2 protein-coding genes (1 of these 2 cut by a window edge) are annotated in these 26778 nt (G+C 73.8%); both read right to left on the bottom strand.

From position 1 onward, the window contains the following. Window positions 1-12877, bottom strand: the 5' portion of a protein-coding gene (locus tag AB0G17_RS01510; RefSeq protein WP_361374306.1) for an amino acid adenylation domain-containing protein. The gene continues 9005 nt to the left of window position 1, outside the view; only the first 12877 of its 21882 coding nucleotides appear in the window; its start codon is at window positions 12875-12877; its stop codon lies beyond the left edge, outside the window. Beyond that, window positions 12874-26778: an SDR family NAD(P)-dependent oxidoreductase gene (locus AB0G17_RS01505; RefSeq protein ID WP_361374304.1), complete on the bottom strand. Its 13905-nt coding sequence runs from the start codon at window positions 26776-26778 to the stop codon at window positions 12874-12876. Before AB0G17_RS01505 ends, AB0G17_RS01510 begins: the two co-directional genes overlap by 4 nt.

Genomic DNA, 26778 nt, shown 5'->3' with positions numbered 1-26778 from the left:
CGTCGAGCTCGGCGTACGTGAGGGAGTCCTGCCCGGCGACGACCGCGGGGGCGTCCGGAGTGCGGGCCGCCTGCGCGGCGAAGAGCTCGTGCACGGGCCGCTCGGGGTGGTTGGCCTCGGTGGCGTTCCACTCGACGGTGAGGGTGTGGCGCTCCTCGGGCGAGAGCAGCGAGCACGCGTCGACGAGCTGCTCGGGGTCGGCCGGAATCGTCTCAAGGAGGTGGACGTACTGGCGCAGCAGCTGCTCGGCCGTCGCGGCGTCGAACAGGGCGGTGTCGTACTTCCAGTTGACGGTCCAGGAGCCGCCGGGCCCGGCGGGCTCGACGACTTCGAGGACGAGCTCGTACTCGCCCTCCTGGTGGATGCCCTCGACGTAGGAGAAGGCGGGGGCGCCGGCGGTGACGTCCTCGTGCCAGTCCTGGTACATGAACGCGTACCGGAAGACCGGCGCGCCACCGTCGCCCGTGGACAGACCGAGCCCGCGCACCAGGGCCGTGAACGGGTACTGCTGGGCGAGGCCGTTGACCAGGTTCCGCTGGACGTCCTTGCAGAGGTCGGCGAAGCGCGCCGCGCCGCTGACGCGGCTGCGGACCGGCAGCATGTCGACGAAGTGACCCACCGTGCGCTCGAAGCCGGTCGCGGGCCGGGTGCTCACCGGCATGCCCACGATCACGTCGTCCTGCTGGGTGTACTGGCGCAGCAGGACCTTGAACGCGGCGAGGTAGGCGGCGGACGCGTAGACGCGCCGGCCGCGGGCGAACTCCTGGATGCGCGCGCCGAGTCCGGCCGAAAGGCGCCGGGTCACGGTGGCCCCCGCGCCGGAGCCGGTGGTGTACGGCCGGTCGGCGGGCAGTGCCACCGAGGGCAGCGGCTGGGAGAGCCGCTCGCGCCAGTACGCCAGCCGATCGTCGGCCCCGGCACCGCTCAGCGCCTCGGCCTCGGCGGCCACGAACTCCTCGTAGGGGGCGCTCGGGCGCGGCGCGTCGGGGGTGCGGCCCTCGGTGAGCGCCGTGTACTGCGCGAGCAGGTCCTTGACCAGCAGCACTGCGGAGGCCCCGTCGAGGACGAGGTGGTGGGTGTTCAGGAGCACCCAGGCCGCCACGCCCGGGCCGTGGAAGACGTCGAGTCGGCAGAGCGGGCCGCGTTCCAGATCGAACGGCTTCTTGGCGTGCGCGCGGATCAGCGCGACCGCCTCGCTCTCGTCGGCCACGGACAGCTGATGCTCCGTCACCACCGGCTGTGTGTCCTGCTGTTGGGCGAGCATCAGAGTGCCGCCCGCCACCTCGACGGCCGCGCCGAGCACCTGGTGCCGGGCCCGGACCCGCGCGAACGCGGCCCGCAGGGCGCCGACGTCCACGCCGGTGGTCTTGAAGCAGAGCGGCACGTTGTACGCACCGGACTCCGGGGCCGCCTTCTGCAGCGTCCAGAGCCCCTGCTGCCCCTCGGAGAGCGGGTGGCGCACGGCGGGCGCCACCGGCTGCGGCGTCGCCGCGGCGACGCCCCGCCCGGTGAGGTGGGCCGCCAGCTCGTCGACGGTCGCGTGCTCGAAGAGCAGCGCGGACTCGAACCCCGGGTCGAGATCGCGCTGGATCTCCTTGGCCAGCCGCACCAGCCCCATCGAGGTGAGGCCGAGGGCGGGGAAGTCCACGTCGGCGCGGACCTCGGCGGGGTCCACGTCCAGCTGCGCGGCGACGGCGTCCAGGAGCAGCCCGCGCACGCCACCCTCCTCGGCGGGACGGGGTACGGGCGCGGGCGCGACGGCCTGAGCCGCTGCCGTCGCGGCCGGGGCGAGCCGCTCCCCGTACCAGTGCGTCTTCCTGGCGAACGGGTACGTGGGCAGGCTGACGCGCCGGGGCAGCGGCGCCCCGCCGTACAGCGCCTCCCACACGAGGGCCGTCCCGGACAGCCACTGCCGGGCCGCCTCGCGGGGGTCGCCGACCGGCGCGGGCGTCTGCCGTCCGGCCTCGCGGCCGCTCAGGTCGGCGTACTCGGCGCCCGGCGCCCGGCCCTCGCCGAGGAACGCCGCCAGCCGTGCCGCGAGCTCCGGCACCGACCGTACGACGAGGGCCAGCCGCACCGGCAGCTCGTCGCGCCCCACCTGCAAGGTGTACGCGAGGTCGCGCAGCGGCATGGCACGCCCGGCACGGTCGGCGTCGCCGACGAAGTCCGCCAGCCGCCGGGCCACGTCACGCAGCTGGTCCGGGGTCCGGGCGGAGAGCGGCACCAGGCAGGGCTCGTCGGTCAGTTGCGCAAGCGCCGGGGCCACGTCGCCGCCTCCAGGATGTTCCTCGATGATCAGATGTGCGTTGGAGCCGCCCGCGCCGAAGCAGGAGATCCCGGCGCGCCTCGGCAGCGGCCGCCCGTCGGCGTCGGCCGGCGCCCACGGCGCGAGCTCGCGCTGCACCGCGAACGGCGTCCGGTTGAAGACGATCCCGCCGTTCAGCTTCTCGGCGTTGATCGACGGCGCGAGCTGCCCGTGCGCGAGCTGCATGAGGACCTTGGTGAGACCGGCGACGCCGGACGCGCTCTCGGCGTGGCCGAGGTTGGACTTGAGCGAGCCGACCGCGCAGTACTGGCCCGCCCGTGCGGTGCCGAACGCGCGGCTGAGCGCGGAGATCTCGATGGAGTCCCCGAGCGCGGTCGCCGTGCCGTGCGCCTCCACGTAACTGACGGTGGCGGGCTCGACGCCCGCCTTCTCCAGGGCGCGGGCGACGACGTCACGCTGGGCCGTAAGGCTGGGCATGCTGTACCGGCTGGTCCGGCCGCCCGCGTTCACCGCGCTGCCCTTGATGACCGCGTAGACGTGGTCGCCGCATGCCAGCGCGTCCTCCAGCGGCCTGAGCACGACGGCGCCGACGCCCTCGGCGGCGAGGAAGCCGTCCGCGTGCTCGGAGAACGGCCGGCACCGGTCACCGGCGGACAGCAGCCCGTGCTCGGCGAGCACGTCGAAGTGGTCGGCGTTCAGAAGCAGGTTGACGCCACCGGCGACCGCGCAGTCGTTGTCACCGCTGTACAGGCTCTCCAGGGCGAGGTGGATCGCCGTGAGCGACGACGAGCACGCCGTGTCGAGGGCGATGCTCGGGCCCTGGAAGTCGAAGAGGTACGAGGTGCGGTTGGCGATCGAGGAGTGGGCGGTGCGCCCGTTGTACGTGGCGTTCATGGCGCCCGCGAACACCCCGACCCTGCCCTGCCGGTTGAGCGCCGCAGCCGTGTACCCGGCGTCCTGGAGGGCGCTGTGGACCGTCTCGATGAACAGCCGCTCCTGGGGGTCCATGGCGGCGGCCTCGTCGTCCGTGATACCGAAGTACTCGGCGTCGAAGGAAGCGACGTCCGCCAGGAACCCGCCCCGGGGGCGCTCCTTGCCGTCCTCCTCCCAGCGCAGCCACCAGCGGTCCAGGGGGTACTCGGTGGTGCAGTCGAGACCCTGCCGCACGTTCTCCCACAGCGCGGCGGGGTCGGCGGCCCCGGGGTAGCGGCCGCCGAGGCCGACGATGGCGATGTCGCGGAGACGGGGGGTCGGCGCGGGTACCTGGACCGGGGCGGGGGCCGGGGACACGGCCGGAGCCACGTCCTGGACCGGGGCCGGGGCCTGAGCCGGGAGCTGGACCGGGGCGGTGGTGTGCGGCGGTTCCTCGGCCCCCAGCACCTGGGCCAGCCGCGCGGGGTGCGTCCCGGTGAAGTACCCGGCGACCTCGCGGACCGTCGGGCAGTCGAAGAACAGCGTGCTGCTCAGCTCGTCGAAGTCACGGCCGAGCGCGTTGTTCAGCTGGATGACGAGGATCGAGTCGAGCCCGAGGTCGAAGAGGTCGGCGTCGGGGGCCAGGTCCCCGGGCGCCATCCGCAGCGTGTCGGCGACCAGCGCGGTGACGTACGCGATGGCGCGTTCCGTGAGGTCGGTGGACGGGGGCTCGGCCTGCGCCGCGTCAGCGCCGAAGAGCCTGAGCAGCTCCGGGCGGCGGGTGTCCAGGAAGTGGTCGGTCAGCTCGTCGAGGGTCCGCAGCTCGAAGAAGAGCGTGCTGGGGACGGACTCGAAGTCCCGTGCGACGGCGTTGTTCATGCCGGAGACCAGGATGGAGTCGAGACCGTAGTCGTGCAGGTTCCGTCCCGGGTCGAGCTGATCGTCCGTCAGGCGCAGGGCGTCGCGCAGGAGTTGCTCGAAGTAGGCGAGGGTCCGCGCGCGCAGGCCACTGTCCGGGACGGCGGCGGTGACGGAGGCGGTGACGGCCGGGCGCGGCGCCGGGAGGGCGTCGGTGCGCGGCGCGTCCGTACGGACCACCGCACCGCCGCCGTTCTCGGCGACGGTCAGCTGCTGGCCGAGCACATGCGCCCCCGCGTCCGGCTGCCCCACCCTGTCGAAGCCCTCGGCCCGCAGTACGTCCACCCAGCTCTCGGGCGTGAGCACCGGGCTGCCCGGGATGCGCAGGTCGGCGTCCCGGTACAGCCACCAGCCGTCGACCAGACCGAACGTCAGATGCGCCAGGAGCGTGTTGCGGCTCATCTCGTTCATGAAGAGCAGCCCGCCCGGCCGCATGGCCGCCTTCACGTTGCGCAGGGTCAGCGCGATGTCCGCGGTGGCGTGCAGCACGTTGGTGGCCACCACGACGTCGAACCCGCCGGGCTCGATGCCCTGCTCCCCGGGTGACTTCTCCGCATTGAAGATACGGGTCGTCAGATAGGGGTAGCGCGGCAGCAGCTGCTCCTCTGCGCGGAACAGGAACGCCTTGGAGAGGTCGGTGTAGCAGTACTCCGCGACCGCGTCGCCCAGCGGCTCCAGCGCCGCCAGCACCTTGGCGCTGGTCGCGCCGGTTCCGGCCCCGACCTCCAGGATGCGCGGGCGGCGGCCCGGGTGGGCTCGGCGCCAGCGGCGCACCGCGTCCACGACCAGCTCGCTCAGCCGGTCGTTGAAGTAGTCGGCGATCGGGTCACCCCGGTAGATGCCCTCCACGCGGGACATCGAGGAGCCCGGGAAGAGGATCTCGGTGGCGGGGCGCTCCCCGGCCAGGACCTGGCGCAGGGCGAGCAGACAGGACTCGACGAGGTCGACCTGGGCACGCTGGTGGGGGCCCGGCTGCCAGTCGGCGCGCTCCGCGTACCACTGGCGCCACAGTTCGGCCGGGTCCAGGTCCCGTGCGGCGGGCAGGGCGCGGCGTCCGCCGCGCACCTCGATGAGCCCGGCGGCGGTCAGCACGCGGTCGCTCTCCGCCAGCCAGCGGCCGTACTTGGCGGGGATCCGTCCTTCCAGGCCGTCCAGGCCGAGGTCGCGCAGCGTGGTGAAGAGCAGCCGCTCCGCCAGCTCGCACAGGCGCGGGTGCGGCAGGAACCGGCCGAGCCGCTCGACCTCGCCGTGCGGTGCGCGGTGCGCCGCCACGACCGCGTCGAGCACGGACGGCAGCCGGTCCGGCCCGTCCTCGGGCACGTCGGCGGACGCGCCCGGGCGCTCGTCGGGCACGAGCCCCCGCAGCGCCGCCTCGTCGAAGGTGCGCATCAGCGCGATCTGGCCGTGCTCACCGCCGAGGAAGTCCGCGAGGGTGCGCAGGGCTTCCTCGGGGTCGAGGGAGTCGATGCCCGCCGCCGCCATCCGCGCGCGGTAGAAGTCGTCGCTGACGACGCCCGCCACACCCCAGTAGCCCCAGTTGACCGACTTCACCACGGGGCGGGCGGCGCCCGGCGCGGTGGGCCACCGGTCCGCGAGGTCCAGGGCCAGCGCGTCCTTGAAGGTGCACCCGGCCGCGTAGTTGGCCTGGCCCGCGTCCCGTACGAAGCTCTCCACCGAGGAGAAGAAGAGGACGAAGTCCAGCGGCTCGGCGCCGAACACGCGGGTGAGGTGGACGCCCACGTCCACCTTGGCGGTCAGCGCCGCGCGGAACCGGTCCTCGTCCATGTTGGCCAGCGTCTTGTCCGCCAGCACGATCGCGGAGTGGACCACGCCGTCGATCCGGTCGTGGCGCTCCTTGATGCGCCGGTACGCGGCGGTCAGCGCCGCCTCGTCGCTCGCGTCCGCCTGGACGTAGAGGGGCTCTCCGGCGCCGACGGCCCGCGCCCGGGCCGCCAGTTCGGCGAGGGAGGCCGCGACCGCGCCTTCGAGGGGGCGGCGGCCGATCCAGACGATCGCCGCCCGGTGGTGCTCGACCATGTGGCGGCTCCACAGCTCACCGATACCGCCCGCGCCGCCCACGACGACATAGCGGCCGCCGGCCCGGTAGGGCGCGGGGGCGGGGGCGAGCGGGGCGACGGGCCGCAGCTCCTGGGCGAGCCAGCGGCCGTCGCGCAGGGCGAGTGTGGTTCCGGCCGGGGCGGTGGGCAAGGCGAGTCCGGCCGCGCGCAGCGCGTCGCCGGGCGCCGCGGCGGGCAGGTCGAGGAGGCGGACCGCCCAGCGGGTGTGCTCCTTGGCGGCGCTGCCCAGCAGCCCGTGCACACTGGCGTGGGTCGCCGCGACCACGTCGCCGGAGTGCGCGCGCTGGGTGGCGAAGGTGAGCGCCGTCCAGGTCAGCGACGTGGTGCCGAGGCCGAGCGACAGCAGCGCCCGCACCAGGCGGTACACCTCGACGGCGCCCCGCTCCTGGCCCGCGACGGGGTCGGGCCCGTCGTGCGGCGCCACCCAGACAAGGTGCGCGGGCGTCCGCCCGGTGCCGCGGATCAGCTCGGCGATCTCCGCCACCGAGGCCCCCGCGGGCAGCTCCACCAGCCGGTGTCCGGGCGCCAGCGCCCCGAGCTCGTCGCGCAGCCGCCGGTCGGCGTCGAAGACGAACACCTCTCCGGGCCGCGCGTCCGCCAACTCACCCACGGACGAAGGGAGTCCGGCACGCTTGGGCTCCCACACCGGGAGCAGGGTGCGCAGGGCCGAGGCCCGGCCGCCGTCCGTCTTCCCGTCGAGCGCACGGTAGGAGAGGCCGCGCAGCGCGGCGCAGACCCGTCCGTCCGCGTCGGTGAGGTCGATGTCGAGCACCTGGCCCGCGCCCTCGGCCCGCTCCCCGGGCGCCGGGCGCACCCAGGCGTACATCTCCTCCTCGCACTGCGCGAAGACGTCGAGCCGGTCGAGCGCGAACGGCACGGGTGTGGCCGACGCCTCCTTGGGCCGCGCCGCCGCGCCCGCCTCCGTGTCGAACCGGGGGTCCAGGCCGAGCGAGGCGTGGATCGCCGCGTCCAGGAAGCCCGGGTGCAGCGCGTACGACTCCAGGGAGCCGCGCGTCCCGCCCGGCAGCCGCAGTTCGGCCAGCACCTCGCGCCGCCCGTCGGGGGCGCCCCGGTGCAGGGTGCGCACCAGCCGGAAGCCGGGCCCGTAAGCGACTCCGGCGCGGGCGATGCAGGCGTAGCACTCCTCGCCCGACAGCGGGCGCAGCCGCAGGGCGGCGCGCAGCCGGTCGAGCGCGACCGTGGGCCGTTCGGTGGCGGGCGCGGCCGTCGCGCGTCCCTGGACGTGGAGCTGTCCGCCGTCCTGGGCCGAGCCGGTCAGCTCGAAGCGGGAGGAGCCCGGCGCCGCGTCCTCGGTCAGGGTGAACTCGACCGTGCGGCCCTCGCCGCCGACGGCCAGGGGCCGTACCCAGCTGACGTTCTTCAGCGTGACCCGCGGTCCGGCGGCGGGCAGCGCACGGCGCACGGCCGTGTACGCCATCTCCAGGCTCGCCACGGCCGGGAGCAGCCGCTTCCCGTCGACCACGTGGTCGCGGAGCACGAACTCCTCGCCGGTGAACCGGGTGCGGTAGCGGACCGCGCCGAGCCCGGACACGTTCTCGTGGAGCAGGGGGTGCGCCGGAGCGGGCCCGGACGCCTCGACGGCGCGGGCCGGCCACGGGTGGACGACCCGGCTGAACGGGTAGGCAGGCAGGCTGGTCCGGCGGCCCGCCGCGGTCCTGGCCAGCCGCCGCCACTCGACGTCGGCGCCCCGCACCCACGCCTGGGCGAGCTTCTTCAGCTTGCCCTTCTCCTGGCCCTTCTCCAGCCAGCGGGCGATCTTGGCGGCGGAGCCGTCGGTGGCGCCGCCACGGGGCGCCTCGCCCGTGAAGCGGCGGGCCGAGTCCCGGCCGTCGAGGAACAGCGCGAGCTCGTCGGCGAGTTCACCCAGGTCACGGACGACGAACGCCACCCGGTGGGCCATCGGCACCCGGCCCACCTGGAGCGTGTACGCCACATCGCGCAGGCGCAGCGTGGGCCTCGGGCCCTCCAGGGCCGCCCGCAGCTCGCGCGCGTAAACGGCCAGGTTGTCCCGGGTGCGCGCCGACAGCGGGACCAGCTGCGGGGAGCGGTCGTCGGCGGCGGGCGCGGCGGCCGCGTACTCCTCGAAGATCGCGTGCGCGTTGCTGCCGCCCAGGCCGATGGAGCTCTGCGCCGCCCGGCGCGGGCCCTCGCCCCGCGGCCACTCCCGCAGCCGGTCGACCACATGGAACGGCGACCGCTCCAGCTTCAACTGGGGGTTGGGGCTGGTGTAGTTGAGGGTCGGGGGGAGCTCTCCGTGGTAGAGGCTGAGCAGCACCTTGACGGTCCCGGCGAGCCCGGCCGCCGAGTCGAGGTGGCCGAGGTTGGACTTCACCGAGCCGATGCCGCAGTAACCGGTCTCGTCGGTGGCCTCGCGGTACGCCTCGGTCAGCGCGGCCAGCTCCACGGGGTCACCGAGCTTGGTGCCGGTGCCGTGCGCCTCCACGTATCCGATGGAGCGCGCGTCGACGCCGGTCCGCTCCAGGGCCCGGCGGATCACCCGGCTCTGGCCGTCGACGCTGGGGCTGTAGAAACCGGTGGCCTGGGCGCCGTCGCTGTTGGTCGCCACACCGCGCAGCAGGCCGTAGATGTGGTCGCCGTCCGCGACGGCGTCCTTGGCGCGGCGGATCAGCAGCGCGGCGACGCCCTCGCCGCCGACCATGCCGTCGGCGGCGGCGTCGAACGCCTTGACGCGGCCGTCGCCGGAGAAGTTGAGGCCGGGCTTGTGGACGTAGCCGCGTCCGTCCGTGCTGGCCGCCGAGGCCGCCGCGACCAGGGCGAAGTCACTCTCGCCGCTCTGCACCGCGCGGGCCGCGAGCGAGAGGGCGCTCAGCGAGGACGAGCAGTTCGAGTGGACGGCGAGGCTGGGTCCGCCGAAGCCGAGCTGGTACGAGATCATCGAGGCGACCGTGCCGCTCTGGCACATCACCCACGACAGGTACTGCTGCGGATCCTCGATCACGGGCGCCGCGTCCGGGGCGGGCGCTCCGTAGAAGTGGTTGCCGCTGGTGACGTAGACGCCGGTGTCCGGGATGTCGCGGTGGTCGTAGCCCGCGTCCTCGACGGCCTTCCAGGCGTGCAGGAGCAGTTGACGGAACTGCGGGTCCATCAGCGCGACGTGGTTCGGGGAGAGCCGGAAGAACTCGCCGTCGAAGACGTCCTTGTCCGCGAGGGCGGAGCGCAGCGGCACGTAGCCGGGCTCGCGCAGCACCCGCTCGGGCACCCCGGCCCCGCGCAGCTCCTCCTCGGTCCAGAACCGGGTGGTTCCGTCGCCGCGCCGCAGGTCCTCCCAGAACCGCCAGTGGTCGTCGGCGTCCCCGAAGCGGCAGGCGATGCCGACGATCGCCACGGCGTCGTCGGGCAGGTCCGCGGCGGCCTCGGGGGCGGCCGCAACCGTCTCCTCCTCGGCCCGCGCGGCCGGGACCACGGCCGGTGCGGTGTGCTCGCGCACGTACTCGGCGATGCTGCGCGCGCTGGCGTACTTGAACAGGTCGGCCGCCGCGAACGGCACGCCGAGGCGGTCGGCGATGCGCTCGGCGAGCACCACGGCCGCCAGCGAGTTGCCGCCCACCTCGAAGAAGGAGGCGGTGGGGCCGATGCCGCGGACCTGGAGGACGTCCTGCCAGCAGGCCAGGACGCGCGCCTCGATGTCCGCGAGCGGCACACCCTCGGGGGCGGCCTGAGCAGGCGCGGCCGGAGCGGGCGCGGCCGGAGCGGGCGCGGCCGGAGCGGGCGCGAGGGAGATCTCGCGCCGCATCAGCGCGTTGCGGTCCACTTTGCCGCTGCCGGTCAGCGGAACCTCGTCGATCGGCACGTAGAAGTCCGGGACCATGTACGACGGCAGCCTCTCGCGCAGGTGCTCCTTGAAGCCGGCCGCGTCCGCCGTGCGCCCCGGGCCGGGCCGGTAGTAGGCGACGAGCTGCTTGGCCGCGTCCTCGCCCCGCGCCACCACGACGCACTCGGCGACGGCCGCGTGGGCGCCCAAGTGGTATTCGATGTCGCCCAGTTCGACCCGGTTGCCCCGGATCTTGACCTGGAAGTCGAGCCGCCCGAGGTAGTCGATCTCGCCGTCCTCGTTCCAGCGCGCCAGGTCCCCGGTGCGGTAGAGCCGCGCGCCCGCGACCAGGGGGTGGGGCACGAACTTCTCGGCCGTGAGCTCGGGGCGGTTGACGTATCCCTCGGCGAGGCCGGTCCCGGCGATGCACAGCTCGCCCGGCTCGCCCTCGGCCACCGGCCGCAACCCCTCGTCCAGGATGAGGACTTCGGTGTTGGCGATCGGCCTGCCGATGGTGATGGGCCCGTCGGGGCGCACCAGGGTGCCGGTCGAGTAGACGGTGGTCTCGGTCGGCCCGTACAGGTTCCAGGCCTCGGTGCCGGTGCTCAGGAAGTGGTCCTTGAGCGTACGGGACAGAGCCTCGCCGCCGGTGAAGATCCGCACGCCCTCGGTGTTGCGCCAGCCCGAGTGGAACAGCATGCTCCAGGTCGCCGGGGTGGCCTGCATGACGGTGGGGCGCACCCGGCCGATGCGCTCCTTCAGCCGGTCGACGTCCTTGATCGTCGCGCTGTCGCAGACATAGCAGCGCCCGCCCGTGACCAGCGGCAGGAACAGCTCGACCTGCGCCATGTCGAAGCTGACGGTGGTGACCGCGAACAGCGTGTCGGTGCGGCCGAGTCCGGGCTCGACGGCCATCGAGCGCAGCAGGTTGGTGAAGCCCCGGTGCGCGATCATCACGCCCTTGGGCCTGCCGGTGCTGCCGGAGGTGTAGATGACGTACGCGAGTTCCGACTCGGTCACCCTCACGCCGGGCCGCTCGCCCCGGGCCGCGGCCGCCGCGAGTTCGTCCCGCTGCTCGTCGAGGACCACGAGGTCGCCCGGCGCGGCCGCCCGCGCCCCGGCCGGCCGCGCGTCGAGCAGAGCTCGGGCCCGTGCCTTCAGCCGGGCCTGGGTGACGACGAGGGAGGTGCCGCTGTCCCCCACGATGTCGGACAGCCGTGCGGCGGGCAGCTCCGGGTCCAGCGGAACGTAGGCGGCGCCCGCCTTGAGGATGCCGAGCAGCGCCACGACCATCGCGGCCGAACGGTCGAGGAAGACCGTCACCAGGTCGTTGGGGCGCACGCCCCGCGCCACCAGATGGGCCGCCAGCGCGTCGCTGCGGCGGCGCAGTTCGTCGTAGGTGAGGATCTCGTCCGCACCGGTCACCGCGACCGCGTGCGGGGTGCGGGCCGCGGCCGCGTCGACCAGGTCGTGCACACAGGGGCCGTCGGCCGCCGTGGGATCGGCGTCGGCCGCGAAGAGCGCGCGCAGGTCGTCCACGCGGATCCCCGGGTCAGTGGTGACGGCTTCCAGGACACGCCGGTAGCGCTCGCCCAGGCCCGCCACGAAGTCGGCGCCGAACAGCTCGGGATGGTACTTCCAGTGCAGCGCGTACCCGTCGCCCTTGCCCCACACCTCGACGGACAGCTCGTACTCGCCCTCCTGGTGCAGCTCCTCGACCAGCTCGTAGGGGCGGTCCGGCTCCGCGATGCCGTCGAGCACGTCCTGGAAGACGAACGCGGTCTGGAAGACCGGCGAGCGGCCGGACGGCTCCGCCCGGTCCAGTTCGCGGGCGAGCGCGGCGAACGGGTAGCTGTGCAGCATCCCGTCGACGACCTCGCGCTGCACCTGGGCCACCAGCTGCCCGAAGGTCGTGGCCTCGGCGAGCTCCACCCGGACGGGCATCATGTTGATCATGAGCCCCATGGCGTCGGCGAACTCGTCACCGCCCCGCTCGTTCACCGGCATCCCGACGACGACCTCGCGCTCGTCGGAGTAACCGGCGAGCGTGACGGCGTACGCGGCGAGCATGACCGTGGAGACGAAGACGCGCCGGGAGGTGGCCATCTCCTCGACCGCCTGGGCGAGTTCGCCGGACAGCTCGCTGAAGCGGGTGTCCCCGGCGAACCGGTCGACGACCTCGGCGTGCGGCCGGTCGGCGGGCAGGCTCAGCGCGGCGGACGAGCCCGCCAGCTTCTCCCGCCAGTAGCCGAGCAACTCCGCGCGCCGCCCCGGCAGCGTCGCGCGCTCCTCGCGCACGAACGCCTCGAAGTCCGCGCCCGCGCGGGCCGCGTCCGGCTCGCCCCCGGCCAGCAGCGTCTCGTACGTGTCGAACAGCGCCTGCACAAGCAGCCGGGCCGAGCTGCCGTCGAAGACGATGTGATGGACGCTGACGAGCACGATCGAGGTGTCCGCCGGGCGGGCGAAGACGCGGATCCGCAGCAGCGGCTCCCCCTCCATGGCGAACGGCCGCTTGTGCTCGGCCTCCACGGCCGCCAGCGCCCCGGCCTCCGGCAGCGCGCGCAGATCCACGCGCGCGTAGTCGAGCTCACGGCCCGGGTCGACCGACTGCACGGGCCGGTCGCCCTCGCGGCCGAGGACCGTGCTCAGCACCGGATGCCGCCGGACCACCGCACGGCAGGCCCGCTCGAACACCGCCTCGTCGAGCCCCAAGACCCGGAAGCAGAGCGGGACGTTGTAGGCGGCCATCCGCGGGTACGCCTTCTGAAGCGCCCAGAGACCGCGCTGGCCCTCGGAGAGCTCGTACGTCCGCGCGCCCGCCCGAAGTCGCCGCAGCAGGTCCCCGACCTCGCTGTCGGTGACCTTGCCCGCCCTGTAGTCGGCGATGAGGGCGCTGAGCTCGTGCTTCACTTCTGAGTTCTCTCTCCGTCGAGGAGCGCGATGGCGTCGTCGAGGTCCAGGTCGCCCTCACCGAGGCGCTCCAGCACCTCCAGGACCTCGGACTGCGGGGCGGTTTCGGGGGCGGGGCGCGTACGGCCCACGGGAACCAGACGGGCGACCCCTTCGGGGTACGCGTCCACCAGGTGCGCGGCCAGCTCGCCGACCGTGGCGTACTCGAACAGCGCGCTGGGCACGAAACCCGGGGCGACGGTCGCGCCCAGCTCGCGGGTCATCCGGACGATCCCCAGCGAGTTCAGGCCCAGCTCCAGGAGCCCGGCCTGCGGTGCGACCTGCTGGGCGCCGTGGCCCAACTGGTCGGCGAGCAGCCCGCGCAGGAACCCGAGCGCCCGCTCTTCGGCAGCGTCGGTGGTGTCGGCGCGGTGCGGCACCGGCTCGCCGTCGGCGAGGAAACGCCAGTGCGGGGCGGCGGGCCGAAGCTGCGGCTCCGGTTCCGGCCGTACGGGGGCCACGGGCTCCGGAGCCGGTGTGGGCCGGGTGTCCGCGGCCGCCGACACCCAGTGCCGGTCCTTGGCGAACGGGTACGTGGGCAGGTGGAGGCGGTGCGGTGGGACCTCGTGGAGCGCGCTCCAGTCGACCGCGTACCCCTCCAGCCACAGCTCGGCGATCTTGCGCCAGTTGCCCCGCGCGGCCCATCGGCCGACCAGCTGCTCGCGCACCTCGTCCTCGTCCAGCAGCCGTGTGCCGGACGGGCGCGCGTCGACGCGGCCCCGCCAGAAGTCCGCGGAGGCGGCGCCGTCACCGGTGAGGAAGCGGCCGAGGCCGTCCTTCACCTCGTCGAGGCTGCGGGCGCGCAGCACCAGCCGCTCCTCCAGGGCGACCCGGCCGCTCTGGAGGGTGTGGGCGAGGGCGGACAGGTCGAGGTCGTCGTGCGCGTCCAGGAAGCGCAGCAGCTTCCGCGCGTACGCGCGCAGCCGGTCCTCGTCCTTGGCGGACAGCGGGACCAGCACCCCGCCGGGGGCGTCCGGCAGCCGTGCCGCCCGCGGCGCGGGCGCCTCCTCCAGGACGACGTGCGCGTTGGCACCGGTCGCGCCGAACGCGCTGACCCCGGCCCGGCGCGGCGCCCCGTCCTCACTCGCCCACTCCTCCAGCTCCGTCTGGAGCCGGAACGGCGAGTCGGTCAGGTCCAGGTACGGGTTGACGCGCTCCGCCGGCACCAGCGGGGTGAGCGTGCGGTGGTGGAGCTGGAGCACGGCCTTGGTCAGCGCGCTGATCCCGGCCGCCGACTCGGCGTGCCCGATGGCCGACTTGACCGAGCCGAGCGCACAGAAGCCCGTACGGTCGGTGCGCGCCCGGAAGGCCCGCTCCAGAGCCTCCACCTCCATCAGGTCGCCGATCTCGGTACCGGTGCCGTGCGCCTCCACGTATCCGAGCGACGCGGGGTCGACCCCGGCCCGGTCCAGGCAGTCGGCGACGACGGCCTGCTGCGCGGTGGCCGAGGGCACCCGGAAACCGGGGGTGCGGCCGGAGTGGCTGACCGCGCTGCCCTTGATCACCGCGTACACCGCGTCGCCGTCCTCGAGGGCCCGGGTCAGCGGCTTGAGCAGCACCGCGCCGACGCCCTCGGCCGACACATAGCCGTCTCCCCCGGCCCCGAACGACCGCGCGGGCGCCTCCTGGGCGAGCAGACCGAGCAGGCCGTACGTGCGGTACTTGCCGGGGTGCAGGGAGAGGTTGACCCCGCCGGCGAGCGCGGCGTCGCACTCGCCCCGGCGCAGCGCCTCCACCGCCAGGTGCACGGCGCTGAGCGAGGACGCGCAGACCGTGTCGACGGCCAGGGACGGGCCGTGGAAGTCGCAGAAGTGCGAGACGCGGTGGGCGATGGTGGCCGCGTTGAGGGCCTGCGGAACGCGTTGCCCCTGGCGTACGGCCTCCTCCTGGAGCAGGGCGTAGTCCCGGTGCATGACGCCGACGTACACGCCCACCGCACGCCCTCGTTCCCCGTCCCGGGCGGCGGCCAGGGCGTCCGGGGTGTACCCGGCGTCCTCGACGGCCTCCCAGCACACCTCGAGGAAGAGCCGTTCCTGCGGGTCGAGTTGGGCGGCCTCCTCCGCCGGGATGCCGAAGAAGGCGGCGTCGAAGCAGTCGACGTCGTCGACGAACCCGCCCCAGCGGGACAGGCCCGCGTGCGCGTCCTGCGGCCACCGGCTCCCGGGCACCTCGCCGACGCAGTCCCGGCCCGCCTTGAGGTTCTCCCAGAACTCGGCGACGTCGGCGGCCTTCGGGTAGCGCCCGGCGATGCCGACGATGGCGATGTCCTGGCTGTCGGGCAGGTGCGGCCGCTCGGCCTGCGGAGCCTGCGGCCGGTGGGCGATCGGGCGCTCGCGCGGAACCGGCATCCGTACGGGCCGCTCGGCAAGGGCCGTTCCAGCCGCGCTCAGGTGGTCCGCCAGCGCCCCGACCGTCGCGTGCTCGAAGAGCAGTGTCGGCGACAGTCGCGTGTCCAGGGCCTGCTCCAGGCGGCCGGCGACCTGGAGCAACTTGGCCGAGTCCAGGCCCATTTCGTAGTAGCTGAGGGTCGTGGAAACCTCACCGGCGGGTACGCCCAGCTGCTCGGCGATGACGGACGCGACCACCGCACCGACGGCCTCGGCGGAGGCCGACGGCGTCACGGGCGCTGTTTGCGATGCCACGGGGGCGACCGGCGCCTCCACGCGGCGGTCCGGGTCGATCAGGCCCGCGTGCCGTACCAACTTGCTGCTGAAGTCGGCCAGTTCGCCGGTCTTGTGGCCCTCCGCGTCGAAGAACTCCAGGGTGAAGCCGAGCAGTTCCTCGCTCTGGCGGACCGAGGACCGCCGGACGCGGGTACGGCAGGCGTCGCCGAAGGCTGCGGACGCGCGGAACGAGCCGTAGTGGAGCGGCAGGAAGAGCTTGGGGTCGCCGCCCTCCGCGTACGCCAGGGCGCCGCTCGCGCCGACGGCGCTGCCGTCGATGAGCGTGGGGTGGAAGAGCTCCCCGCCCGCTCCCCCGGCCACGCCGAGCCGCACCCAGATGTCCTCGGCGCCGACGGATACCGTGCCCTCGGCCTTCATGGGGCCGGAGTGGGCCACTTCCCGGGCCCGGTAGGCGCCGTACACCTCGTCGAGGCCGGTCACCCGCGCCCCGGGTTCAGCGTCGGCGGGAGCGCGCTCGGCGAAGGAGACCGCGCTGGTGAGGCGGCGCATCTCGGCGGTGATGTACCGCTCCGCGTCGGCTCCGGTGACCTCGATGCGCCAGCCGTTCGCGGAGTGCTCGACGGCCTCGACACGGATGTCGAGGGCACCGCCGTCGTCCACGCTCAGCGGCCGGTAGATCGACAGGTCGCGCAGCTCCAGCGTGTCGTACGCGAACCCCGACTCGGCGAAGCACCGGTACAGCAGGTCGATCCAGGCCAGGCCAGGCAGCAGACGGCGGCCGTAGACGCGGTGGTGGTCCATGACCGGGTCACCGGCCGTGACGCGCCGGGTCCACACCAGTGTCCCGGCGGCTTCGACAGGCGTGACCCGCACGCCCGTACGCACATCGGTCCTGTTCAGCTCCGGCAGTGCGACCGGACCGCGCGTGGCCGGACCGGCGGGCGCGGGGCGGTGCTTGAGGACGACGTGTCCGTTGGTGCCGCCGTCGGCGAAGCTGCTCAGCGCCGCGTACGGCAGGGCCGCGTCCGCCGCCTGCCGGGGGAAGGCGAGGTTGGCCGCGTCGAGGGAGAAGTGCTCCATGGGCTCCTGGCCCGAGCGGAACGGCACCATCCGCTGGTGGTGGACCATCAGCGCGACCTTGATGAAGGCGGCGATGCCCTCCGCGCAGAGCGGATGCCCGATGTTGGGCTTCATGGAGCCCAGGTGCAGCGGCTCGGCGGCCGGGTCGCCGTCGCGGTAGACCGCCTGGACGGCCTTCAGTTCGAGGAGGTCGGTCAGCTGCGAGCCCGAGCCGTTGACCTCCAGGTAGCGCACGTCCCGCGGCGCGCGGTCCGCCTGCCGCAGCGCGTCGCGCATGACCTGCTTCTGGGCCTGGAGGTTGGGGGTGGCGGGTCCGGCCGTACGGCCGTCGTTGTTGATGGCGATGCCGTCGACCACGGCGTACACCGTGTCACCGTCCCGCTCCGCCAGCTCCAGCGGCTTCAGCACGACGACACCGCAGCCCTCGCCGAGGACCACTCCGGCGGCGCGGCGGTCGAAGACGTGGAACTCGCCCCGCTCCTGCAACAGGCCCCGGCGGCGGAAGAGTTCGTGGTCCTCGGAGTCCGTGAGCAGGCTGACGCCCGCCACCACCGCGAGGTCCACCGACCCGGCCGCCAGCGCGTCGGTGGCGAGCTTCATCGCCACCAGCGAGGAGGAGCAGGCCGTGTCCAGGACCATGGCCGGGCCGCGCCAGTTGAAGAACTGGGAGATGTTCGCGGCAAGGTAGTTCTGCCCGACCGTCATGATCGGGTTGCGTGCCTCGGCCACCAGGTCGTTGTCGGCCCGGCCCCGGCCACGTGCGCCGACGTATACGCCGGTGTTGCTGCCGTCGAGCTCGCCGAAGCGGTAGCCCGCGTGGTGGACCGCCTTGAGGCTCTCCTCGAGCAGCACCAGCGCCTGCGGGTCCATCGCCCGGACGTCCTCGGCGTGGAGCATGAAGTACCCGGGGTCGAAGCCGTGGACGTCGTCGACGAGTCCGGCGGTGAAGTCGGTCGCCCGCCCCCAGCGGTCCTCGGGGACCGTACGGATGGCGGAGCGGCCCTGCGCGAGCAGGTCCCAGTACGCGTCGAGGTCGGGTGCGCCGGGCAGTCGGCAGGCCATGCCGATGACGGCGACGGGGCCGGCGGTGGCACGGGCGGGCGCGGTCGGCGCCGTGCTCACGGCCTCGGCCTCGGCCACCACGGGGACGGTGACGGCCGGGGCGGGTGCGGCGACGGCCGGGACCGGCGCGGGCGTCTCCTGCGCGAGCGGCGCGGACGGCGCGGACGGCGCGGGGGCGAACTCGGCCGCGACCTCGGCGCCGTGCGCGCTGAGCAGCCACCCCGTCAGCTCGTGCAGGGTGGGGTGCTCCAGGAGCGTGGACGGTTCGAGCGGCACGCCGAGGCGCTGCTTGATCCGCTGGAGTATCTGGGCGAGCAGGATGGAGTCCGCGCCGTAGTCCGCGTACGAGGTGCGCTCGTCCAGCACACCGGGCTTCAGCTTGAGTTCGGCCTCGAAGGTCTCGCTCAGGAACGCCATCAGACGCGGACCGGCGTCGCCGCCGTGGGCGGACTCGGATACGGACGCGGGCGCGGAGGCGGGGGCCATGGCGTCGGCCGCCGGAGCCGTCTGCGCCGCCGGGCGCCGCTTCGGCCGCAGCAGCGTGGCCGCGTCGAAACGCGCGGGGTCGATGTGCACCGGCATGACCACCGGGGCGTAGCGCGAGGTGAGGACCTGATCCAGGAGGTCCAGCCCCTCACGGTCGGTGATGCTGAGCAGTCCGGTGTCGGTGTACGCCTGGTTCTTGACCTCGCCGAAGCCGGTCTCGCGCCAGCTGGGCCACTGGACGCTGGTGATCGGCAGGGCGTGGGCGTGCGCCTGGGCGAAGTAGTCCAGGAACGCGTTGCCCATGGCGTAGTCGCTCTGGCCCGCGCCGAGCGCGGGGACGGCGGCGGAGACCGACGAGAAGAGCACCACGAACCGGAGCGCCGTGGCGTCCAGGGCCGCCAGCAGGTTGCGGGTGCCCTCGATCTTCGGCGAGACCACACGGGCGATGCCCTCGACGGGCTTGCGGACGAACGCCGGGTTCTCGGTGTCGACAAGACCGGCCGCGTGGATGACACCGGCGATGCGGCCCATCGTCGTCTCGATCGCCTCGATGCCGGCCGCGACCTCGTCGGCGCGGTCGAGCGGCAGCGCCAGGACGCGCACCTGAACGCCCCGGGCCTCCAGGTCGAGCACGGCGCGGATCTTCGCGCGGGCCGCCGGGGCGCATGCCTCGAGGTCGCTCCACAGATGGCGCGGGGGCAGCGGGTCCTTGCCGGTCAGCACCAGGCGGCGCACTCCGCGCCGCTCCACGAGATGCCGGGCGCAGAGCAGGCCGAGGCCCCGGGTGCCGCCGGTCACCAGCAGCACCTCGTCCTCGGCGAGGTCCGCCCGTCCGGTGGTCGCGCGCGGGGCGAGACCGTCGAGGGCGGGCGCGTGCCGGACGCCGTCGCGGTGGCAGATCTCCGACTCGGCGCCGGGTCCGTCGAGTTCGCGCCGGACGACGGCGGCGAGCTCGGCGGCTCCCCGGGTCGCCGGGTCGAGGTCGAGGTGGCGCGAGGTGAGGCCGCCGTACTCGCTCTGGAGCATCCGGTACAGCCCGACCCGCGCCGCTCCCGCCAGGTCCTCCCGGGTCCGGGTGCGCCCGAACGATTCGAGGCCCTGGGTCACGTACAGCAGATCGATGTCCCGCGACGACTTCGCCGCGAGGACGCTCTGGAGCAGCGCCAGGGACCGGCCCGACGGCTCGCGCTCGGTGATGCCGGTGAGGTCGACGAAGGCGGTGGCGCGCTCGATCCGCCCGGCGAGCCGCTGCTCGGCGCCGGGGCCCGACTCCACCAGCGTCGCCTCGTCGCACAACTCGGCCAGCGCCGAGGCGAGGGGCGCGGTCTCGGCGTCGTGCAGGACGAGGGCGCTCACCCGGCGCGGGGCGAGACCGTCGAGCGGGGCCGGAAGCCACCGCTTGGCGAGGAAGCGCACGTCGGCGCGCGGGGAGGCGATCAGACCCTGGCCGACACCGTCGGCGTCGCTCGCGGCCGACTCCGGCACCCAGTGGCGGTCGCGGGCGAACGGGTACGTCGGCGCGCTCACCCTGCGCGGCGCGTCCGCGCCGCTGTACAGCTTCTGCCAGTCCAACGAAGCACCCCGTACCCAGAGTTCCGCGATCCGGGGGAGATCTCCGCGCTCGGCGAGCCGGTCGGTGGTCCGCGCGAGCTCGTCGGCCGGGATCAGTGACAGGGCTTCGCGTCCGCCCTTTACGCTGCCGTTGACCAGGTCCGCGACCTCGCCCTCGGCCGCCAGGTACCGCTCAAGGCGGTCGGCGAGCGAGGCGAACGAGTCGGCGACGACGGCGAGCCGGACCTCCATCGCCTCGCGGCCGGTCTGCAGCGTGTACGCCAGATCGGCGGGCGTCACCGCGTCGGGGCCGTCCGCCGACTCCCGTACGAAGCGCAGCAGCCGGGCCGCGTAGGCGCGCAGCCGCTCCTCGTTCTTGGCCGACAGCGGGAACAGCAGCGGCAGCCCGGCGGCGTTGCCACCAAGGCGGCGGGCGTCACTGGCGGCGCTACCCACGTACTCCTCCACCAACAGATGAGCATTGGAGCCGCCCGCGCCGAACGAGGAGATCCCGGCGAGCCGGGGACGGACCTCGCCGTCGACGACCGGGCGCTCCCACGCACGCAGTTCCTGGTTGACGACGAACGGCGTACCGCTGAAGTCGATGTTGGGGTTGAGGGTGCGCGAGTGCAGGGAGGGCGCGATCTGGCCGTGCCGCAGCTGCAGCAGCACCTTGGTGAGCCCGGCGATCCCGGCGGCGCTCTCGCAGTGGCCGATGTTCGACTTGGCCGAGCCGAGGTAGCAGTACTGGGTGTCGGTGGACCCGGTCGCCGCACCGAACGCCTGGCTGAGACCGGTGATCTCGATGGGGTCGCCGAGCTTGGTGCCGGTGCCGTGGGCCTCGACGTAGCTGATGGCGCGCGGGTCGACCCCCGCCTCGTCGAGCGCGTCGCTGATCGCGGCTTCCTGCGCCCGGGGGTTGGGGACGGTGTAGCCGTTGGTGCGGCCGCCGTGCGAGACGCCGCTGCCCTTGATGACGCCGTAGATGTGGTCGCCGTCACGCTCGGCGTCGCGCAGGGGCTTCAGGAGCACGACTCCGACGCCCTCGCCGGGGATGTAGCCGTCGCCGCCAATGCCGAAGCTCTCGCAGTGGCCCTTGCTGGAGATGAACTGGCCCGCGCTCAGGCTCAGATACTTGTTGGGGTGGACGGTGACGTTGACGCCGCCCGCGAACGCCAGCTTGGTCCGGCCCTGGCGCAGGTCCCGGCAGGCCAGCTCGATCGCGGTGAGCGAGCTGGAGCACATGGTGTCCACGGTCATGCTCGGGCCGTGCAGGTTCATCACGAACGAGACGCGGTTGGCGACGCTCGCGTAGCTGCTGCCCAGCGCGTTCGGGTTGCCGCGCGGGGCGCCCCCGCCCTGGAAGAGCAGCTGGTACTGCCCCCACATCACGCCCGCGTACACACCGACCCGGCCGCCGAGACAGCGCAGCTGCTCGCGGGTGTGGCCCGCGTCTTCGAGCGCCGTCCAGGCGTGCTCCAGGAACAGCCGCTCCTGCGGGTCGAGGTAGTCGGCCTCGTGCGGGGAGATGTTGAAGAAGAGGGGGTCGAAGCGGTCGACCTCGGCGATGAAGCCGCCCCACTTGCTGTAGTGACGGCCGGGTGCGGTGCGGTCCTCGCTGTAGTGCTCGCGCCAGTCCCAGCGGTCCTGCGGCACCTCCACGACACAGTCGCGCCCGTCGCGCAGATTGGCCCAGTACTCGCCGAGGTCACGCGCCTCCGGGTAGCGGCCGGAGATGCCGATGACGGCGATGTCGAGCGCGGAGGAGCGGGGCGCGGCGGGCTCGCTCACCTCCGCGCGGGGCGCGGGCAGCCGGTCGGCGGCCCCGGCGCCGACCGGCGCGACGGCGTCGGCCACATCGGCCGGACCAGCCGCGTCGACGAACAGCGCCTCCAGCACCGCCCGGTGCCGCGCGACGAAGTATCCGCTCAGCTCGGCGAGCGTGTGGTACTCGAACAGGAGCGTCTTGGAGAGCGGGCCGAACGTGGCCTCAAGGCCCGCCGTGAGCTCGGTCGCCAGGATGGAGTCCATCCCGTACGCGCCGAGGAGTTCGTCCTCCTCGATCTCCCCCAAGGCCAGCCCGGTGAGCCGGCTGAGCGCCTCCTTGAGGAAGCGGACGGTCCGCGCGGTGAGCGTACGGTCGTCGACGGCGCCTGACTCAGCAGCCACGGTGACGTTGGCGACGGCGTCCGTGGGCTGCGGTGCGGCGGAACCCGTCTCCAAGTACGCCTGCAGCCGGGCCCGTTCGCCCGCCCCCACCACGATGTGCGGCTCGCCGGCCGCGAGCGCGCGGTGGAAGGCCTCGATGCCCGCCGACGTCGTCATGGGGACCATCCCGGCGCGCGTCCGCAGCGCGTCGCGCGTGGCCGTGTCGACGCCCATGCCGCCGCTCTCCCAGAGCGGCCAGCCGATGGAAACGCTGCGCCCGGCGCGCTCGCCCCCGCGCACCAAGGCGTCGCGGTGGCGGGCGAAGCGGTCGAGGAAGGCGTTGGCCATGGCGTAGTCGGCCTGGCCGACATTGCCGGTCGCGCCCATGATGGAGGAGAAGAGGACGAAGAAGTCGAGCTCCTCGTCCTTGGTCGCCTCGTCGAGGGCGACCGCCCCGGCCAGCTTGGGGCTCAGCACCCGGGCGAACTCCGCCGCGGACTTCTTCAGCAGGAAGTTGTCGTGCAGCACGCCCGCGCCGTGCACCACTCCGTGCACGGCCCCATGGCGGCGCACGAGGTCGGCGACGAGTGCGGCGGTGCCGTCCGCGTCCGCCGCGTCGAGGACGTGGTACTCGACGCTCGCGCCGGTCTGCCGCAGCGCGTCGAGCCCGGCCCGCCGCTCCGCGTCGGGCTCGGCACGGCCGGTGAGGCACAGCACCGCGCCGTTCGCCCGGCGGGCGATCTCCTCGGCGAGGATCAGACCGAGGCCGCCCGCGCCCCCGGTGATGAGGTAGACACCGCCCTCGCGCCACACCACCGGCCCGCCGTCCGGGAGTTCGCCCACGGGCTCCCAGCCGAGCACCTGGCGGCGCCCGCCTTCGCCGCGGACCTGCTGGTCGCGCGGGGCGCGCGCCCCCTCGGCCAGCATCTCGGCGAGCTCCGCGGCCGGGGCGTCGGCGGGAGCGGCGAGGACCTGCCCGAGGAGCAACGGGTTCTCCAGGTGCGCGCTCTTCAGCAGACCGGACAGGGCTTCGTACGCGTACGGTCCACCGTCGGCGGGCACCAGCGTCTGCACCAGGACGGGAGCGGTCGGCCGGCCGAGGAGGATGCCCTTGACGGCGTGCAGCAGCTCGAGGGCGTGAGCGGTGACGGCCGCCGGGGCGCCCTCGCTCTCGGCCGTCTCCGGGGCGTCCAGGAACGTGATCTGCGGCGCCAGTCGGCGCAGCTCCGCGAGCCGGTCGCCGAATCCGCAGGCCAGCACGGCCTGGGCGGTGAAGGCGGCGGGCTCGACGCTCGCGGGGGCGGGCCGGTCGCGCCAGACGGGCCGGAACAGGGTCACCGGGGCATCGGCCTGGCCTTCGGCAGCCTCGCGCGTGGAGTAGCCGCGCAGGGTCGCGAAGATCCCGCCGTGCTCGTCGCACAGGTCCAGGTCCCACCGTCGCACCCCGGCGGCGGCGCCGGAGGCCGCGCGGATCCAGGCGTACGCGGTCACCGGGGTCGGGCCGTGCACCTCCAGCGCGTCGAGCGCGAACGGCAGCGCCGCGCTCCAGGCCGCGCCCGTGCGGGCGTCGTGGATCTGTGGGGCGTAGACGGCCTGGAGGGCGCCGTCGAGGATGCTGGGGTGGAGCACGAAGCCCTGCCGGTCTTCGCCCAGCGCGTCCGGCAGGGAGAGAGCGGCCAGCATCTCGCCGTCGCCCAGGCGGACTTCGTGCAGGGAGCGGTGTGCGTCGCCGTAGTCGAGCCCGGCGCCGCGCAGGGCGGCGTAGCACTCCTCGCGGCCCAGCTTGGCCGTGCCCATCCGGGTCTTCAGCGAGGCCAGGTCGAGCGCGCCGGGTTCCTGGGCGCCCCCGCGAGACCCGGTGCCGCGCGCGTGCACGACACCGTCGCGCCCCCCGGTGCCGATCTCGTACGTGAAGCGGCCCTCGCCGTCGTCCGTCAGGGCGGTGTGGGCGGTGCGCGGCTCGTCGGCGACGACGAACGGCCGCTGCCACACCACATGGGCGAGCCGCACCGGGGCGTCCGCGTCGGCCGCGGTGGCCCGGACCAGCGCCTCGCGGGCCATCTCCAGATACACGACGGCGGGCAGTACCTTCTCGCCGCGCACCCGGTGGTCCCGCAGGTAGAAGTCCCGGCCGGAGAGGGTGGCACGGTACCGGGAGGGGTCGTCCGCCACCGGGGCCCCGAGCAACGGGTGGGCCCGCGGCGGCGGTTCGACCGCGGGGGCCCCGCCGGTCCCCGGCTCGTCGTCGAGCCAGTACCGCTTCTTGGCGAAGACGTGCGTGGGCAGCGGTACGCGCCGGGGCCGGGGCCCGTCCTCGTACAGCCGCTCCCAGTCGACGTCCGCGCCGCGCACCCAGGCCTCGGCCAGCAGGCCGTGCTCGCGCCCGGCCGCGGGGGCCTCGGCCGGGGCTCCGGCGCGCCGCCTGGCACTCCCCCGGTGGATGTCCGCTCCCCCGCCACCTGCGAGGAAACGTTCCAGCAGAGCCATCAGAGCGGCCGTGTCCGCCGCCACCAGCGCGACGCGCTCGGTCAGGGCCGCGCGGCCGGTCTGCGAGGTGTACGCCAGATCGGCGAGCCCGGCCGCGTCCGGCCGCTCCCTGCGGACGTGGTCGAGAAGGAGCTCCGCCTGCCGCACGAGCTGCGGCTCGCTCTCGGCCGACAGGACGACGAGGGTGGGAGCGGCGGGCAGACCGGACCTTCGGGCGCCGTTCTCGACGTACTCGGCCACGATCACATGCGCGTTGCTGCCGCCCGAGCCGAAGCTGCTGACTCCGGCGAGCCGCGCCCGGCCGCCCTGCGGCTCCCATCCGGTGAGCCGGTCGACCACCGAGAAGGGTGAACCCTCGAGGCTGATCTGCGGGTTGAGCTTGGTGTAGTGGAGCGAGGCGGGCAGCGCGCCGTGGCGCATCGACAGGACGACCTTGAGCAGGCCGGTGATGCCCGCGGCCGCTTCGAGGTGGCCGAGGTTGGTCTTCACCGAGCCGAGGCCGCACGGGGTGGCGCTCCCGGCGAACGCCCGGGTCAGGCCCTGGACTTCGATGGGGTCGCCGAGCGCGGTCCCGGTGCCGTGCACCTCCACATAACTGACGCCCGAGGGCTCCACGCCCGCGTCGGCCAGCGCTGCGGTGATCAGCCCGGCCTGCATCGCGGCGCTGGGCACGGTCAGACCGCCCGACTGGCCGCCGTGGTTGGTGGCGGTGCCCTTGATGACGGCGTGCACGTGGTCGCCGTCCGCGAGCGCCTTCGCCAGCGGCTTGAGCAGCACGACGGCGCCGCCCTCGGAGCGCACATAGCCGTTCGCGGAGGCGTCGAACGTCTTGCACAGGCCGTCCGGGGACAGCATGCCCGCCTGGTAATAGGCGACGCTGTTGGCCGGGTGGCACAGCACGTTGACGCCGCCGACCAGCGCGGTCTCGCAGTCGCCCGCGCGCAGCGCCCGTACCGCCGAGTGCACGGCGACCAGCGAACTGGAACAGGCCGTGTCCACCTGGACGCTGGGGCCGCGCAGGTCGAAGAAGTACGACACGCGGTTGGCGATGATGGCCATGGACGTGGTCAGGCCGCTGTGGGCGCGCACCGGCAGCCGGCGGGTGTCCATGACGCGCTGGTAGTCGGAGCCGCTGGCGCCGATGAACACGCCCATCGGGGCGCCGGAGACGGCGCTCGCCGAGTATCCGGCGTCCTCCAGACAGGCCCAGCCGAGCTCCAGCATCCAGCGCTGCTGGGGGTCCATGCGCCGGGCTTCGTTGGGCGAGACGCGGAAGAGCCCGGGCTCGAAGCACTCCGCGTCCTGGACGAAGCCGCCGCGGTCGATGCCGGGGTGGGTGTCGGGGCCGATGCCGTCGGGCCACTGCCAGCGGCCGTCCGGGAGGGTGCCGACGGCCGAGCGCCCGTCCACGAGGAGCTCCCACAGCGCGCTGTAGTCGTCGACGGCGCCGGGCAGTCGGCAGGCCATGCCGATGATCGCGACGTCACCCTCGGCGGCCTCGCGGGCCGTCGGCACCGGCTCCCGGGCGTCGGCCGATTCCACCGGCTCCGGCTCGTTTCCACGCACGCCGTCGAGGAAGGAAATGATTTTGGCGCCGGTGTTGTACTCGAAGAAGAAGAGGGGTTCGAGCGAGATGCCGTAGCGGCTCTCGATTTTGTCCTGGAGGTCCAGGAGACTGGCCGAGTCGAGGCCGAGCTCGAACAGCGGGCTGTCCAGGGAGAGTTGCGCGCCTTCGGCGTCGGAAGTATCGCCGAGGAGCTCTTCCAGGAACGCCAGGATTTCGGTGGTCAATTCAGCTGTCGCGGGCACTGCGGTCGGGTAATTCGTCTGCGGTTCAACGATCGCGTCTCGTCCCAGCCGCTTCGCACGATCGATCCGGGTAGCCAGGTCGTATTCGACCAGAACGCCGTTTCCACCGTTGAACAGATCGCCCGGCCGATAGCCAGGCACGAGAGAACGTATCTCAGCACCGTGCAGTTGATGCATGCGCAAAACCGTGTCCAGGCAACGACCTTGCGCGTTCTTTGCCTGGATGTAGTCCGCGAGCTCGATCCCGGGGTGCCGCTTGAAGTCCTTGCAGCGGGTGACGCCGACGGCCGTGGCCAAGCCTGCGACCTCGCCGCTCCACTCCAGCAGGTGTTCGAGCAGGGCATCACCATACCCGAAGCTCTGCTTCCGCGGATCGATGTTGAGGGACAGCACGTGAGCGACAGCCCCGTCGGCCCGGTGCAGCCGGTCGGCCGTGTCGAACCGTACGGTGCGCAGGGCGTTGGGGTCGGCGATGCGCTGGGAATAGATGACGCCCCAGACCGCGCCCTCGTCCTCGATGACGAATTGGCTCTGCGGGTTGACCGTCAGACGCCGCCGGATCACCCGAGCGGAGACCCGCAATTCCTCGGCCCAGCACATCTCTTCCAGCTCCAT

This window comes from Streptomyces sp. NPDC023838, assembly GCF_040639555.1.
GTDB lineage: Bacteria > Actinomycetota > Actinomycetes > Streptomycetales > Streptomycetaceae > Streptomyces.
This window is presented reverse-complemented; position numbering and strand designations above follow the sequence as displayed.

Bases quoted from the DNA above. Each gene is read 5' to 3' on its own strand.
- AB0G17_RS01505 (WP_361374304.1), bottom strand. From the start codon at position 26,778: ATGGAGCTGGAAGAGATGTGCTGGGCCGAGGAATTGCGGGTCTCCGCT.